Origin of the sequence: Alcanivorax sp. 1008 (assembly GCF_020667895.1) — a bacterium.
Classification (GTDB): Bacteria; Pseudomonadota; Gammaproteobacteria; order Pseudomonadales; family Alcanivoracaceae; genus PGZG01.
Genome location: NZ_JAFMPS010000017.1, coordinates 20,837 through 36,662, shown reverse-complemented (window position 1 = coordinate 36,662; position 15,826 = coordinate 20,837). Strand labels below are relative to the sequence as shown.

Annotated in this window: 9 protein-coding genes and 1 tRNA gene; all 10 read left to right on the top strand. The window is 43.2% G+C overall.

Annotation, left to right across the window (positions count from 1 at the left end):
- Positions 1-40 precede the first annotated feature (40 nt).
- The 10 genes from J1C54_RS14095 (at position 41) to J1C54_RS14050 (ending at position 15,822) form a co-directional block, all read left to right on the top strand.
- Positions 41-127, top strand: a tRNA-Leu gene (locus J1C54_RS14095).
- Between the two features lie 147 nt (positions 128-274).
- Complete coding sequence (locus tag J1C54_RS14090; protein WP_229149074.1) at positions 275-1,480, top strand: integrase arm-type DNA-binding domain-containing protein; 1,206 nt, start codon at positions 275-277, stop codon at positions 1,478-1,480.
- Between the two features lie 119 nt (positions 1,481-1,599).
- On the top strand, positions 1,600-1,779 hold the full coding sequence (locus J1C54_RS14085) for a helix-turn-helix domain-containing protein (RefSeq protein ID WP_229149072.1): 180 nt from the start codon (positions 1,600-1,602) through the stop codon (positions 1,777-1,779).
- 43 nt (positions 1,780-1,822) lie between these two features.
- The gene (locus tag J1C54_RS14080; protein ID WP_229149069.1) at positions 1,823-4,501 is read left to right on the top strand and encodes a DUF499 domain-containing protein; all 2,679 of its coding nucleotides are present in this window, start codon (positions 1,823-1,825) and stop codon (positions 4,499-4,501) included.
- Positions 4,502-4,512: 11 nt separating this feature from the next.
- Positions 4,513-5,499 (top strand): hypothetical protein, encoded by a 987-nt coding sequence (locus J1C54_RS14075; protein WP_229149067.1) that lies wholly within the window; start codon positions 4,513-4,515, stop codon positions 5,497-5,499.
- Positions 5,500-5,511: 12 nt separating this feature from the next.
- Positions 5,512-8,751 (top strand): hypothetical protein, encoded by a 3,240-nt coding sequence (locus J1C54_RS14070; protein WP_229149064.1) that lies wholly within the window; start codon positions 5,512-5,514, stop codon positions 8,749-8,751.
- Between the two features lie 9 nt (positions 8,752-8,760).
- Complete coding sequence (locus J1C54_RS14065) at positions 8,761-9,273, top strand: hypothetical protein (protein ID WP_229149062.1); 513 nt, start codon at positions 8,761-8,763, stop codon at positions 9,271-9,273.
- 24 nt (positions 9,274-9,297) lie between these two features.
- Positions 9,298-12,042, top strand: coding sequence for an SNF2-related protein (locus tag J1C54_RS14060; RefSeq protein WP_229149058.1), 2,745 nt, complete (start codon positions 9,298-9,300; stop codon positions 12,040-12,042).
- Positions 12,043-12,115: 73 nt separating this feature from the next.
- Positions 12,116-14,596, top strand: a complete 2,481-nt coding sequence (locus J1C54_RS14055; protein ID WP_229149056.1) for an AAA family ATPase — start codon at positions 12,116-12,118, stop codon at positions 14,594-14,596.
- Positions 14,593-15,822 carry an exonuclease SbcCD subunit D C-terminal domain-containing protein gene (locus tag J1C54_RS14050; RefSeq protein ID WP_229149055.1) on the top strand — a complete coding sequence of 410 codons (1,230 nt, stop codon included), beginning with the start codon at positions 14,593-14,595 and terminating at the stop codon, positions 15,820-15,822. The genes J1C54_RS14055 and J1C54_RS14050 overlap by 4 nt, the downstream gene beginning before the upstream one ends.
- The last annotated feature ends 4 nt before the right edge of the window (positions 15,823-15,826 follow it).

Sequence of the window (15,826 nt, the reverse complement as noted above, 5' to 3'; positions counted from 1 at the left end):
TCCGACCCGCGCCTCCATCTATACTCCCCTGAAGTCCCCCGCCCGGGTGGCGAAATTGGTAGACGCATGGGACTTAAAATCCCTTGTCCTTCGGGACGTGCCGGTTCAAGTCCGGCCCCGGGCACCATTTGATATTCCAAAGCCGTTTGATAGACTCCAATAGAAGCTAAAAAAATCTATAATAACAGGGTGTTATCTAACTTTATTTCCATTAGCGACCAAAGAAAAATGTTGGCATCCAAAATTTTTGGGGGTATATTCGGGGGTATGTTTGATGAAAAAATCTTTGTACCCCCAAATGAAGCTATCAGCCACCGGCATTAAAAACGCGCAACCTGGTCCTAAGGACTACAAGATCTTCGATGGAGGAGGTCTGTACCTACTGGTTAAGAAGAATGGCTCTAAGTACTGGCGCTATAAATATCGCTACAGGGGGAAAGAGAAGGTTTTGGCGATAGGGGTCTATCCAGTGATCACCCTGAAGGAAGCCAGAAACAAGCATCTTGAAGCCAAGCGTCTGCTCGTTGATGGGATTGACCCGAATGAGCAAAAGCAGCGGCTGTACGCCGACACCATGGCCAAGTACCACGACACCTTTGAGAAAGTGGCTCGGGAGTGGTGGAGCGTAAACAAGGAAGAGTGGAGCGATGATCACGCAAACCGGGTGATTCTTTCCCTGGAAAAGGATGTGTTTCCCTACATTGGCGCCAAGCCTATTAAAGACATCAAAACACCTGAAGTACTCAGTGTACTGCGACGCGTAGAAAGCCGGGATGCCCTTGATCTGGCATCCCGGCTTTTGCAGCGTTGTAATTCTGTTTTTAAGTATGCAGTACAAACAGGTAAAGCTACGTTTAACCCTGCCGTTGATTTATCGGGGGTTCTCAAGACCCGGAAGGTTCAGCATCAGGCATCCCTATCCAGAAATGAATTGCCCGAATTCCTGAAGCGACTGGATGGCTATGAAGGAGCCAGGCTAACGACGCTAGCGTTAAAGTTGCTTATCTATACCTTTGTTCGTCCTGGGGAGCTACGAGGGGCGCAGTGGGATGAGTTTGATCTGGAAGATCGCATGTGGCGGATTCCTGCAGAGCGTATGAAGATGAAGACGCCTCACTTGGTTCCTCTTTCGGACCAGGTAATAAGCTTGTTAGAAGAGATCTGTGAGATTACCGGAAAGTATGACTTTCTTTTCCCTGGTGAGCGTAATCGTAAAAAGTCTATGTCTGAAAATACGATGACCTTCGCAATTTACAGACTAGGCTATAAAGGAAAAGCTACAGGTCATGGTTTTAGAGCAACAGCATCAAGTATATTAAACGAAGAGGGTTTTAACCGAGATGCTATTGAGCGCCAGTTAGCTCACATGGAGCGCAATGATGTCAGGGCTGCTTATGTTCATCATGCGGAATATCTCGACGATCGTAAGCAAATCATGCAGTGGTGGGGTAACTATCTGGTGGACGCCGCTAAAAAATAAAACCTGAAATAACCATATTATCGTAAGTCTTCCCTACCTTTCGGCTAAATTATTGTATTTTCTCGCAATTCCTCAATTTTCCGCTATTCTCTCAGTTCAACATTTGGTACTTTTTACTCATGACAGACGAAATCCTGACTTTAAAAGAAGTCGCCGAGTACCTGAAATTGGCTGAGAAAACAGCCTATCGCCTTGCGGCGGAGGGGAAGATTCCTGGTTTCAAGGTAGGCGGCAGCTGGCGCTTCAAAAGAGATGACATTGACCTATGGATCAATGAGCAAAAGAAGAATAAAGGGTAGGACCACCAATTTATAGTCAAAATTCAGATAGGGGCTTGGATATATGCTTGGATTAAAACTGAGACAGGAGTTTACAGGAAAACGCCTTAGTGGAACGACAATCAGTTTTACTAATAGTAAGGGCACAGGAGCGCTCGACAAGACGGCTAAGGAATTTCTTGATATTACCTATCCCTCAGTCGACCTTTTAAAAACTATTGAAGCTGTGAAGCCTGGGCAATCAAGACCTGTTTTAATTGCTGGTTCAAGGGGGCAAGGTAAATCGCACCTAATGGCAGCTGTAGCACATATGCTGGCAGATATCGATGCGGGAAATGCATGGTGCAAAGAGTGGGCTTCTAGTATTGGCAATGAATCGTTGGCAACGATAGAGCTGCGAAGCAATATGCATGTTATTACGCAGAGTATGGAGCTTCAAAAATACAAATATCTTTGGGACTTACTATTTGATCAACATCCACATGGCGCAGTTGTTAAAGGAATTTGGGAGCATCAAGGCGATTCGAAGACAGAAGTTCCTGGATATGATCTGATCAAGAAGCTGTTTGAGAAAGAGCCTACGCTGCTTATTATCGATGAATTTCAAACCTGGTATGAAGGTTTAACAAATAACAAACAATATCCGCGAAGAACCTGGGCTTTTAATTTTATCCAGATACTTTCGCAGATCGCAGAGGCTCATCCTGAGCTGTTGACGTTGGTAGTCTCTGTTCGTGATGGTGCATCAGATGCCGCTCAACAAATGCGACGAGTTAACCCTGTAACCGTTGATTTTAAAGGGCCGCAAGCCAAGCAAGACAGGCAAAGGCTTTTGCTCTACAGGATTTTTGAAAACAGACTGAATGTGCCTGACAGTGACATTGCAGCCTTAATCAAGTCGCATCTGGATGAATTTTTGCGTCTAAACCATATCTCCGGCTCAGAGCATGAAAAGAAGTCGAAAGAATTTATTGAAGCATGGCCATATTCTCCAGAATTAATGCAGTTGTTAGATGATCAGGTTTTAATAGCAACTGATACTCAAGAAACACGTGACCTACTAAGAATACTTGTCGACGTATTTAAAACTTCAGGTGAAACAATTCCTGTCATTACCGCAGCAGACTTTTCATTAACTAGCGAAAAAAGCGGTGTTGCAGCGCTTTTGGATTCCGTTGCTAATCAAATGCATCGAAGCTTGAGAGAAAAAGCCTTAAGAAATAAAGAGGCTGTTGAGCAAGCCGTTAAAGACATAAAGTTGAATATACCGCATCTGGAAGAGGTGCTTAGCTCGCTTTGGTTAAGGTCGCTTTCACTGGAAACCCAGGCAGGTGCAGAAGCAAGTACCTTGCAGGTTGATATAACCAGAAGTACACCTGTTGATGATAACCAGTTTCAGGCAGAGCTTGCGCTGATAGAAGAGAACAGTTTTAACATTCACCGCAAAGGCTCTCGACTGGTGTTTCTCAATGAAGAGAATCCACAGGCCAAGCTAATGGCTAACGCCAAAAACGACAAGCTTTTTGAGAATGAAGTTGATCTCGCACATTTGGCAGATGAAATTCGCTATGCCCTCGCTGGAGCAGAAGGCGCATCTAATGAAAATAGGGTAATTGTGCTTAAGCGAAATTGGGATAAAGACCCTTGGTCCGAAGTAGAAGAAAAGGATCAGCCAACCAATTGGGATAAGCGAATCCCTGTTGTTGTTGTGCCTAGTACGCATGCTTCAGATGCGGATCTAGGTAAATGGCTAAAACAATTTGTTAGTAAAAACCGTAATACCGTTCGCTTCCTTTTGCCAAAGAAGGGTACCGATAATATTTTTTATGACAAGTCGCTGATTGTGCTAGCTCGTTCGGTATATCTTTCAAATGAATGGAAGAGAACCGATACTGTTTATTCGGCATTGCATACGAAATATCAAAAGGAATTGAGAGACCAGTTAAAACAACGATTTGATCGTTTCGCTATTTTGGACAAGTGGAATTTCGCAGAACCTGAGAAGTGTGCCTTCCTTACAACAAGCCATAATTCTGATGGTGCCAAAATACTGGGTGCTATTCAGGATATCATCAAGCAAGAGCTGTTTATTCCTGAAGAAATGGATGATGTGGTTAAAGAGGAGTCAGAAACCAATCGTTCGGTTTATGATCTGCTTGAGCGATTGAAAGAACCAATGGGTGGAGGAAACGCATGTATTCCTTGGTTAGGGGAAACTGAAACCAAAGAAAGAATTATCCGTATCTGTGCACAAGGCAAGGTAGCAATCAATCTTCAAGGGCGTGAGTTGCTAGAGAAAAAGCCGGGTGAAACTGAGGACGATGCATGGAACCGTATGAAAGGAAGGTTAGGTCAGGGCAGGGCTCTGGAAGAAACAACACTCCATTCTCCAGGCTCTATGGTAAGTAGTGGAGGGGGAGCGCCACAACCAACCCCTCAACCTGGTGGTGGTACTACCAATGAACCACCACCAGGAACACCGGCTCCAGGCGGTCTCGGTGGTGGGTCTATATTCGGAGGAAGCTCAGGCGGACAGAGAAATCGGGTACAGGCGGATGCTACCTCTGCACTCAGCCTGTTAGGAAAGTTAGAAAGCTGGGGCGTAAAGCCTGGTACGCCTGTTCACAACATGAATCTAAACGTAAACAATTTAACAGGTGCCCAGCTAGAAAAGCTGTTGAAGGGGCTGCCTGATGGCATTACCTATGCGCTGGATATGGAAAAAGAAGATTCAGGTGAATAGGAAGATTTAATATGGATATGCAGCGTATAGACGAAATATTTTCCTTGAAACCAGCAGAGGCTTGGGAAGCTATTTTCAGCGAGTTGTGGCAACAATTTGCTGAAGAGCTCAGAGCAGATTATGCAGATGCAAAAACAACAGAGCGTGATAGAAAGTCATCAAGCCTCGATAATCTTTTATCAGGTAGCGCATGGGAGTTATGGCAAGAGTTTGATAAAGCCGCTCCAAAAACAGCAGACTCTTTGAAAACATTCTGGAAAGAAAGAGCCACAGGAAAAGCTATACTCATTCTCGATGCTTTGTCCTTGAGAGAGCTACCTTGGTTGTTGCATGGTGCAAAAGAAAGGGGGTATACGCTTCATCAACAACGCGTAACCGGTTCAGAAATTCCTGGTGATACTACTCCTTTTGCAAAAGCTCTGGGGTTTGGCCAGCGTTCTAATCTTGCCAGCAATCAAGGTAAAAGTGGAAGCTTCCAGGATGCGTGGACAGAAGTTTCAAATCTTCCATTTATTGACTGCGCTACCGCTATCAAGGCAGACCCAAATATCATTTTTTGGCACGAATGGCCCGATAGTGAAATGCATGATTTAGCTGATGAAAATGGTTATAGGAAGCTTGCTAAATCAGCTGTTGAAAGGTTGACGTCAGATGATTTTTGGCAGTTTATTGATCGCCTAACAACAGGGCGTAGATTGGTAATCACGGCAGATCATGGATATGCCCATTCAGGTCTTTTCCCTGATGTGACCGATCGTGATCAAGTCGATTACCTTAAGAGCAGTTTCAAATCAGGTCGTGCTTGTCAGGTTTCAGAGCCAGAGAAACCTCATTATTGGGTGCCGCCATTAACTCAGACTATTCAGAGCGAGCATGGCAAGTGGGAGCTGGTATTGGGTCGACGTAAATGGAAAAGCCAGGGCGGCTATCCTTCGTTAACTCATGGTGGTCTTTCATTGCTCGAAGTGGCAGTGCCTTTTATAGAAATTTCAAAATAAGAGCTGATAAAAATGGCAAAAACGAAAGCAGAGTTAGTAAAAGAACAAGTCGCTGAAGCCGTAGGTGCAGGGAAAGAATTACACCTCGAATCAGTTGATTTCAGTGATCCCAATCGCCCGAAAACATGTTTAGAAGTAGATTTCCCTATTTTACCTATCAACCAGATTGCCCAAATAGAAGGTAATGCCGGTAAGCCTATTTATCAAATGTCCAAATGGTGGGCGAGACGCCGTTCGAGCGTTTTTCGCTCAACTTTAATTGCTGCTGCGACAAAAGCACCTGAAGATTCTGCAGAGGCAGCAAAACTCGTTTGGGATAGCTATTACGGCAACCACCAAAATAATGAAGCATTTAAAAAATTGAAGGTAGCAGACATTTTTATGGGGGGTGGAACCACTTTGGTTGAAGGCTCTCGCCTTGGTATGCAAATGGCAGGGAACGACCTTAATCCAGTTGCATGGTTAGTAGTTAAGAACGAATTGGCTGATGTTGACCTTGATGAAGTTAATAAACTGTTCGACTACATTGAAGCTGAAGTTAAGCCGCAGATTATGCCGTTCTATGCTTGCGAAGGTCCAGGTGGTGAGAAAGGTGTTTGGACCAAAATTTCTACTGGCAAAAAAATGGGTGACGATTTTGATCCATTAAGCCTAAAACCAGAAGAAAGAAAAGATTATAGCTACGAAGGTCCTGAAGTTATTTACACGTTTTGGGCAAAGCATGGGCCATGCGCTGCGCCAGGCTGCAATCACAGAACACCATTATTAAAAAACCCGGTTATAGCAACTAAGTCAATTTCAGTAAAAGCATGGCAAGGCGTAGTATGTTCTCAATGTGATTCGAAATTTGATATTGAACGCCGTGAGGCGAGAATGGCGCCAGACGAGCCTTTGGTAGTTGCGGAAAGTGAGAAGCCTTATTCAATTATGAATGATGAAGGTTTTTACCGTTGTCCAAATTGTCTTAAAGAGTTTCAGGACTTAAAAGCTGCTAGTACTGGAGACTCCACCAGATTATCAAAAAAATTGTTTAAAAATAAAAAAATAGATTTAACTTTGTTACTTCATCCTGATTGGATGGTAGGTGCTGTTGGGGAAGATGAGAAAGGCAAACTAGGTGGAACGGTTACAAGTGAAATAGATTCAACTATTCGCTGGAACATTTTAAGAGCTAATACTCTAAAGTTGCTTGAGGTAAGAGGTAAGCTGCCTGAACAGATTGTATGTCCAGAAACTGGAAAAATTATCTCTACATCTCAAGGCAACATCCCCAGAGATGCAAAGTTCACCTGTCAGGAAGCTACATGTGGCTTAGAGCAAGCCCAAGTTTCATCTATTGAAGCTAACGGTACATCTGCAGCAACCTCTCAATTCGTGCTTCAATGTTTTTCTTCACTAAGGTCGGATGAAGGGCTTCCTTATAACGGAAGGTTTTTTAAGGCATTGGATTCCTCTGATATTGAAAAAATGAATAAGGCTCTTTCTGAATGGAGCGTTCGCTCCAAAACTGACCTAAAAGGCTATTGGCCAGAAATTGAAATTCCTTTCGGGCATATGACACATCAAAGACAGCCTCTTCCACGACACGGTTACTTACATTTTTATAAGTTTTTTAACGAAAGACAATTATTAATCAATGCTCTTTTGTTGAAAACCATTGATCAATGCCATGGGTTTAGTGATACAGCGAAAGAAATTGCATTGGGAGCCTTTCAGCAATATTTGCGCAATCAAAATATGTTTTGCTTTTGGAACCCCCAGCGAGATACGCCAGAGCCTATGTTCAGCAATAATAATTATCACCCAAAGTCTACCGTGATTGAAAATTCGGTTTTTGCAGATCTGGGTCGTGGAAATTGGACTTCTTGTAGAGCCAATACATTGAAAGGTCTTGAATGGTGCAAGCAGCCTTGGGATACGGTTTCAAATGAGATGTTGGAGGCGCGGTCACCAGAATTGGCAGGACTAACTACCGGGAAAAGTGAAAAAGCAGAGCCTCATGACCCAGTTTTGCCAGGAACTCTCGTTACTTGTGGCTCCTCAACTGAGCTAAATCAATATGAGGATGAAACCTTTGATTTGGTTATCACTGATCCTCCTTTTGGTGGATTGCTACATTATTCAGAGTTGGCAGATTTCTTTTATGTTTGGTTAAGGCTTGTTTTAAACGATAAGTATCCAGAATATTTTTCTGGTGAATACACGCCTAAAACGTTGGAAGCCGTTGCAAATCGCGCTAGAAACCCGGATGACTCAGATGCTTTCTATAAGAGATTATTAACTGAATGTTGGCGTGAGGCGAATCGTTTATTGAAACCAGGCGGCATCCTTTCCTTTACTTTTCACCATAGTGAAGACGAGCCTTGGGTCGATGTTCTGGAGAGCTTGTTTGATTCTGGTTTTTATTTAGAGGCAACTTACCCAATTCGTAGTGATGAAACCAAGGGTTCTGGAGAGTTTGGTTCCAAGACTATTGAATATGACATCATACATGTTTGCAGAAAAAGAGTTGAAGATCCCCCAAAGATTTCATGGGCGCGTTTGCGTCGTCAAATATTGATGGATGTTCGTCAATTGCAAGATGTATTGGAGCATCACCAGAATGAAGGCCTTCCTCAGGCAGATATTAAAGTCATTAAACGTGGTAAAGCGCTGGAATATTTTTCTCGTCACTATGGGCAGGTCTTTGTAGAAGAAGGTCGGGAGTTTACGGTTAAGGAGGCGCTGGTCGGTATTAACCAATTGTTAGATGACCAGACGGAAGGAGAAGCGGGAAGCACTCCCGTTAACTGTGAGCCAATTTCGAGGCAGTTTCTGCGTATATTTGCCAATACAATGGAAGTGCCTCGAGATCAAATGCAAAAATATTTGAGGGGCACAGGCATTGGGCCTAGTGATTTTCAAGCTCGTGGCTGGACAGATGAAAAGAAAAAGATTTTTCACTGGGTTTCCCCATTAGATTTCGCGACTGAAAGATCTTCTAAGCTATCTAGCTTTCACAGAGATCTTGACCAGGCGATGGTATTGGTCGGAGCTTGTTATCCGGATAGCGGCATAAATGCTACCAAATTGATGAATAAGGATTTCAAACCGCACCCTGCTTTAGGTGACCTGTTTACCTGGTTAATAAATAACGGTGGTTCAAAAGAGCTTAGAAACGCTGCGATTACAGCGCGGCAGCTCTATAACAAATGGGCTGCTGACAACCAGCAGGTGGTACAAAAGCAGCTCGCGATGTTTGACTTGGAGTAAGGAGGCAATATGAATCCTGCACTTACAGATGATGTCTGGAAAAGAAAAGGAATTAACGTTCTCTGGAGTGGAGAAGCCTTATCTGAATTGAATGCAACGTCACAAGTGATAAGCCTTCGGAGATTCTTTGAATTTCAACAGCAAGGCTGGCCAGAAGATGATATGCCGTTGATCAATGACGTCGCGTTAGTGATAGCTGGGCTTGATGTTGCCATTGATGCTATGCCCAGAGAAGAAGCTGAAGAATGGCTAGAAAAAGAAGTGTATAACAAAATCTTGGATTTTCAGGATGTTTTCGAAGGTCAGCTCTCGTTGATTTTCTGGATGGCCAGTAAAGATCGATGGTATGAGGTGCCGGGTGATAATGCCTACGAATGGCATTTGGATGGAAGTAGCCGTAATCAACGTTTGGAATTGGGGCGCTGCATCTGGAATGGTGCCCAAAACGGTGTGCGTCGGATCGAGGCTGATTACAACGGCAAGTCTCAGTGGATCGGTTTGCATCATCATCGAATTTCATAAATTGATTTTAGTATAGGTTTGCTTGTGGAGAGATTACAGCCTGGTAGCAGGGTAGCGCATTCAGAGTTTGGTCAGGGCGTAGTTATATCTATTTCTGAAGGGTATGCGCGTGTCTTTTTTCCAACAGGAGAAAAGCAGGTTCCCGAAAATGTACTTAAACCTGTTCTCGGTCACAATGAAACTGTTGTTAATAGTGTCGAAGCATCTGAAATAGCCGCAAAACGTGTATGGCTGAGCTGGCAAGCTCACGAATTGCCGCTTTTGGATAGTGCCAGTTCACTGACATCCGCCAAGATTGATTTGTTACCACATCAGGTAGTTTTAACCCATCGGGTTGCTGTGTCGAGCCCACGACGCTTCTTGATCGCCGATGAGGTTGGCTTGGGTAAGACAATTGAAGCTGCCTTGATTCTCAGGGAGTTAGCAAGTCGAGGAGAATTAAATCGAGCCCTGATGGTTGTTCCTGCAGGGTTGGTTAATAACTGGCATAGGGAGCTAAACGAGGTATTCAATTTAAATTTTGAGGTTTTCGGAAGGGAAGGAGATGTTAGTGACAGGCGAACCAATGCCTTTATCAAACATAATTTGTTAATAGCTAGTGTTGATACGCTAAAAAGGAAATCTCGCGTACAGAAACTTTTGGATGCCCCTCAGTGGGATTTGGTGGTTTTTGATGAGGCGCAGCATTTAACCGCATATAAATCCGGCGGCAAGACCAAGAAGACGGAAAACTACAAATTAGCAGAAGCTCTGCGAGATCATTCACGTGATTTAATCCTGCTTTCAGCAACTCCTCACCAAGGGGATCATTACAGATTTTGGAAGCTTGTACAGCTACTAGATCCTACGTTATTCAAAAACGAAAAAGAGATGGTGGAAGAACGTCATCGCTTAAATCCCTATATTTTCAGGCGTACAAAAGCTGATGCCTGCCGCGCTGACGGAAGCACGTTGTTTGCCAGACGGTGGGTGCATACTGAAGCATTTGTGATGTCTGATAATGAAAGACGTTTCTATCAGGCACTAAATGAATATCTGGCAGATGGTTTTGCGTTAGCAAAACAGCAAGGTGGAAAGGGAAGAGCGCTTGGCTTTGTAATGACAATCTTCCAAAAAATTGCTGCTTCCAGTTTTGCTGCTGTACATCGCACGCTGCGCCGACGATTGATTGCATTAACAATTCAGGAAGGACTGATGTATGACGGCAACCTGAAAATTGACGCTCGTGATGAAGCCTACAAAGAGGCAAGGGAGCTGATTCGCACTGAGTTTGGATTCTCAGATACCAGAATGGATGACTTGGAAATCGACAGGGTGCTCAATGATCTGAAGCGGCGCCAACTGAAAAAGATGGATGAGGATGAGCTTGCGCTCGCCTCTAATGAATTTTCTGATGAATTGGAAACCGTGGCAGCTGAAGATGCCGCGATGAACGCTGTCGCATATGCGCTGCCTGAAGAAAGGTTCAGGATTAAAAGCCTGCTGTGTTTGTTCCCTGAAGCGAGAGAAACAAAAGTAGATAAGCTCTTAACTGCATTAGGCACCCTGTGGGAAGCTAATCCGGAAGAACGGATTGTGATCTTCGCTACTTATCTTGGCACGGTTGAAATGCTGGGTAATGAGATAGAAAAAGAATATCCGGGGCAGGGAGTTGTTGTATTAAAAGGCGGAGATCATGGAAGCAAACTAGCAGCAGAAAAGCGCTTCAAGAAGAAGGATGGCCCTCGTGTCATGATTTGTACTGCTGCTGGACGTGAGGGTATTAACCTTCAACATGCAAGAATTCTCTTTAATTTTGATTTGCCCTGGAATCCGATGGATGTTGAGCAAAGAATTGGTCGCATACATCGTTATGGGCAGCAGGATACTGCTCAAGTCTACAATCTTGTGTTGGGCGACACGATAGAGGGTAAGATCTTTCTCCTTTTAGATTCGAAACTTGAAGATATAGCCAAGGCCGTTGGCAAAGTAGATGAACATGGCAACGTCGGCGAAGATCTTAGAGCTCAGATACTGGGGCAATTGTCAGAGCGTATTAATTACCAACAGCTTTACTCGCAAGCACTCCAGGATCCGGAGTTGAAGCGAACAACCTTAGAGCTTGATGCTGCGATGGATAACGCCTCAGCAGCAAAGGATGCCGTATTTGAGCTTTTCCAGGATCTCGATCGATTTAGTCTTGATGAATACACACCGCTTGCCGATACCAGCGAAAGCCTTGCGCGCCTTATCCAGTTTGTTTCGGCAGAAGCTGAAATGAATAGGGGAAGCCTTACCAAGGTCAGGGAAGGTGAGTACAGGCTTCAAATTGAGGATGGTTCCGTAGAGGTCAAATTTATTAGTGACAGGGAAGAGGCGAATCAAAGAGATGATGTTGAGCTATTAGGTCTTGATCATCCGATCATCGATAAAATGCTACATGAAGCCAGGTCTTATCCCGTGGAATCAATAGCATGCTCAGTCAAATCAATCGATGATCAGTCGGGCGCAATTGGGGTTTGGCTTGTTGAGTCGCATAACGACAAAGGGCAAACCGTAAGAAATGTAATTAAGCTAGCAATAAATACCAGTGGTGAGCGTGTACCAGGATGGGAGCGACAAGTTGGACAAATATTAAGTCAATCACCAGCTACATCTGATTCCGTGCAAAGTGATTTATTGTCAGGTATGGAGTCAGTTCTCGAAAGGGAAATGCGACACAGAGGCCTGGTCAACGAAGAGCAGCCTTATAATGCTAGGTTAATCGGTTGGATTTCAATCGTTTCATGAAATCGTGATTTTTATCATCAATGAGTATTCGCGTTTGATGCGTAGAGTACGATAACTAAGGAACAGTGTTGTCATGGCAGGAGAAATAAAAAGAATAAATTCAATTAAAAACATGGCTGTTTTCCAGAGCTTTAATTGGAGTAATTCAGTTAGAGATAAAAGCAATAATATTGCTGAATTCCGTAAATTGAATGTTTTGTATGGTCGAAACTATTCTGGAAAAACGACGTTATCTAGAATTTTTCGTGCTCTTGAAACGCAAGGAATTTCCGACAAATATATATCTCCAGAGTTTAATGTCTCTTTTGACGGTGTGAATGACGCTACGCAGAATGACTTTAAGTCCCATGGACAGTTGATAAGGGTTTTTAATGAAGACTTCGTAAAAGAAAATTTGCGTTTCATTGTAGACGACGGCCAGCCAATAAATTCCTTTGCTATCTTGGGTGAAGATAATTCCAAAGTAGAAAAGGAAATTGAAAAGCTCGAATCTGAATTAGGTGACGAAGAAAAAAAGACTGGACTTATTGGTGAGTACTCCAAAGCACAAGATGCATTTGTTACCGCCAAGGCCTCCCACAAGACTAAGTCTGATGATCTAGAAGGAAAGCTTAGGGAAAAGGCTAATAATGCAAAAACAGGTATTAAGCACAATAAGCAGTTTGGTGAGGCAACTTACAATGTAACTAGGATTCACGCAGATATTAAAAAAGTCACCGATTCTACTTACGTTCCAATCGATCAAGATCAGGAAGCTAGCTTTTACGCGATTCTAAAGGAGGAGCCAAAAGATGAGGTAAGAGAATCTAATAAGTTTTCTCTTCAATATTCCTCTATAGCGAGTAAGGCAAAAGAGCTTGTCGAACGAGATATTAAGGCATCAGCCCCTGTTCAGGAATGGTTGGACGACACTGATCTGGGGAAATGGGTCCAGTCTGGTAGAAAATATCATGAAGAAAAAAGAGATCATTGTGCGTTTTGTGGTAGCCAGCACGACCACGATCATTGGGAAGAGCTATGGAAAAAGCTCGATAGTCACTTTAATCAAGAGTCCCAGGATATGGAGAGGGAGATTGATGCACTTATAAAGTTAGTGGAAGATGAGAAAAAACGCGTTCCGGAACTTTTAAAAATTAAACAGAGTGATTTTTATTCCTCCTTCGAAAAGGAGCTTAATGGCCTATCTGAGAAATATACCAAATTGAGCGGAAAATACGTTTCTTCGTTAGATGAAATTAAGCAGCAGTTAGAGAAGAGAAAAAACGATATATTTTCCGCTGAATCTTTTTCTGAGCCTGCTTCATTTGAAAGTGACCTAATTGCTTTAAGAGATGAGTATGAAAAGATCAGGCTAGCTTCTAATGGCGTAGCCTCTGAACTTGGCGCAAAGCAATCAGCAGCAAGATTGGCATTACGTCTGCATGAGGTTTATACCTTTATAAACGACATCAAGTACTCTGATGAGGTTGATGAGATAGAGACTCTAAGACAAGCCTTCGAAAATGCGGGTTCGGTTAGAGATGCTGAAAGAGCCAAGGTCGACACTAAAAAATCAGAGATATCAGAGCTAAAATCTAAGCTGAAAGATGAAAGTAAAGGCGCGGATAGAGTTAATGAATATTTGAACGACTTTTTTGGGCATAAATACTTATCTTTAGTGGCGATCGAGCAAACTGACGAAGAAGCTACATCTAAATACAGGTTCGAAGTAATGAGAGGAGAGGCTAAGGCTTATCATCTCAGCGAAGGTGAGTGTAGTCTTATCGCATTTTGTTATTTCATGGCAAAACTTCATGATATAGACACTAAAGGAAATCAGCCGATAATTTGGATAGATGATCCAATTTCGAGTTTGGACTCCAACCACATATTTTTTGTCTATAGCCTTATTAATGCCGAGATCGTTACGCCTGAAAAATATAATGATAATGGCGTGGAAAAGGAAAGGGATCGATTTAAACAGTTGTTTATATCAACGCACAACCTGGACTTCTTGAAGTATTTGAAAAGATTGCCTGGGGCAAACCAGGATGCTAGAAAGAAAGATGCAAAGAAAAAATTTCAATATCTAATTATCGAAAGGTGCGACAAAGAGTCTAGTTTGAAGATAATGCCAGATTATCTAAGAGAATACGTTACTGAGTTTAACTACCTTTTTCATCAGATATTCAAGTGCGCTTCGATAGAAACAATTGACGATACTAATTATACAACGTTCTATAATTTTGGAAATAATGCTAGAAAGTTTTTCGAAGTATTTTTGTATTATAAGTACCCAGACAAAGGTATGAATGAAGAAACTCTCAAATGTTTTTTCGGGGATGAGAAAATACCCGCTGTATTAACCGATCGTATCAATAATGAATACTCCCATCTTTGTGGTGTCTTCGAGAGAGGAGCTACACCTGTTGAAGTGCCAGAAATGCAGACTGCTGCCAAGCAAATCATGGAGCGTCTAAAGCAAGATGAAGACCAGTATACTGCTTTGTTAACTAGTATCGGTGAATCCGCTCCGCAGCCAGCAGTGCCAGGCGAACCCGTAGCAGAAACATGAAAGTTCTTCATACCTCCGACTGGCACATAGGTCGTTCTCTTTACGGCCGTAAACGATATGAAGAATTTGAATCGTTTCTAGATTGGCTCGCTGATGAGATCGAGAGACAGGAGGTTAATGCTCTGATAGTCGCCGGAGACATCTTTGATACCAGCGCTCCGAGTAACAGGGCCCAGGAGTTGTACTACCGATTTTTATACAAAGTTGCTGGTTCACAATGCAGGCATGTTGTAGTCGTTGCTGGTAATCATGATTCTCCATCCTTTTTAAATGCGCCGAAAGAGCTTCTTAAGGCCCTGGACGTTCATGTAATAGGCGATGGCGCTAGTGAGCCTGAAGAAGAGGTTCTTGTTCTACGTGACGCCAATAGCGAGGCAGAGCTAATTGTCTGTGCAGTGCCATATCTGCGAGACAGAGATATTCGCACTGCAGAAGCAGGCGAGAGTGTAGAGGATAAGGATCAAAAGCTTATTGAAGGAATTAAGGCCCACTATAGATCCGTTGGTCAAATTGCGTTGGATAAACGCTCGGAGGCAGGAAAAGACGTTCCAATTGTAGGAACGGGCCACCTATTTGCGGCGGGTGGAAAAACCATTGATGGGGATGGCGTTAGAGAGCTATATGTCGGTTCTCTAGCTCATGTAGGCGCCAATATATTTCCTGAATGTTTTGACTACCTGGCTCTAGGTCACTTGCATGTGCCTCAGCTTGTTGGTGGATCTGAGGTGATGAGATATAGCGGCTCGCCGTTACCTATGGGTTTTGGTGAGGCGAGTCAGCAAAAAACAATCTGTATCGTTGAGTTCGAAGGCAAGGAAGTCAATGTAGTAACTACAGATATACCCGAGTTTCAAAGGCTTGAAAGGATAAAGGGGGACTGGACTGCTATATCTAGCAGAATTAAAGAGCTTGCTGTTCTGGATTCCAATGCTTGGGTAGAAATTATCTATGATGGCGGAGAAGTAATTGGTGATCTTCGAGAGCAAATTGACAGCGCTACACAAGAGACATCTATCGAGGTTTTACGAGTCAAGAATAACCGAATAGTTGACCGGATTCTTGGGCAAGTGCATGAAGAAGAAACTTTAGACGATCTAAATGTTAATGATGTTTTCGAAAGATGCCTTGCGGCGCATAGTGTGCCGCACGACCAAAGAGAAGAGTTAGTGCGAGCATATCAGGAAACGCTATCTGCAATTTACGAGGAAGACGTAAATGCAGAATAGGGAG

Excerpts from the sequence above, each read along its gene's own strand:
- J1C54_RS14085 (WP_229149072.1), top strand. The coding sequence starts at position 1,600 with ATGACAGACGAAATCCTGACTTTAAAAGAAGTCGCCGAGTACCTGAAA.
- J1C54_RS14065 (WP_229149062.1), top strand. The coding sequence starts at position 8,761 with ATGAATCCTGCACTTACAGATGATGTCTGGAAAAGAAAAGGAATTAAC.
- J1C54_RS14050 (WP_229149055.1), top strand. The coding sequence starts at position 14,593 with ATGAAAGTTCTTCATACCTCCGACTGGCACATAGGTCGTTCTCTTTAC.
- J1C54_RS14080 (WP_229149069.1), top strand. The coding sequence starts at position 1,823 with ATGCTTGGATTAAAACTGAGACAGGAGTTTACAGGAAAACGCCTTAGT.
- J1C54_RS14055 (WP_229149056.1), top strand. The coding sequence starts at position 12,116 with ATGGCAGGAGAAATAAAAAGAATAAATTCAATTAAAAACATGGCTGTT.
- J1C54_RS14090 (WP_229149074.1), top strand. The coding sequence starts at position 275 with ATGAAAAAATCTTTGTACCCCCAAATGAAGCTATCAGCCACCGGCATT.
- J1C54_RS14075 (WP_229149067.1), top strand. The coding sequence starts at position 4,513 with ATGGATATGCAGCGTATAGACGAAATATTTTCCTTGAAACCAGCAGAG.
- J1C54_RS14070 (WP_229149064.1), top strand. The coding sequence starts at position 5,512 with ATGGCAAAAACGAAAGCAGAGTTAGTAAAAGAACAAGTCGCTGAAGCC.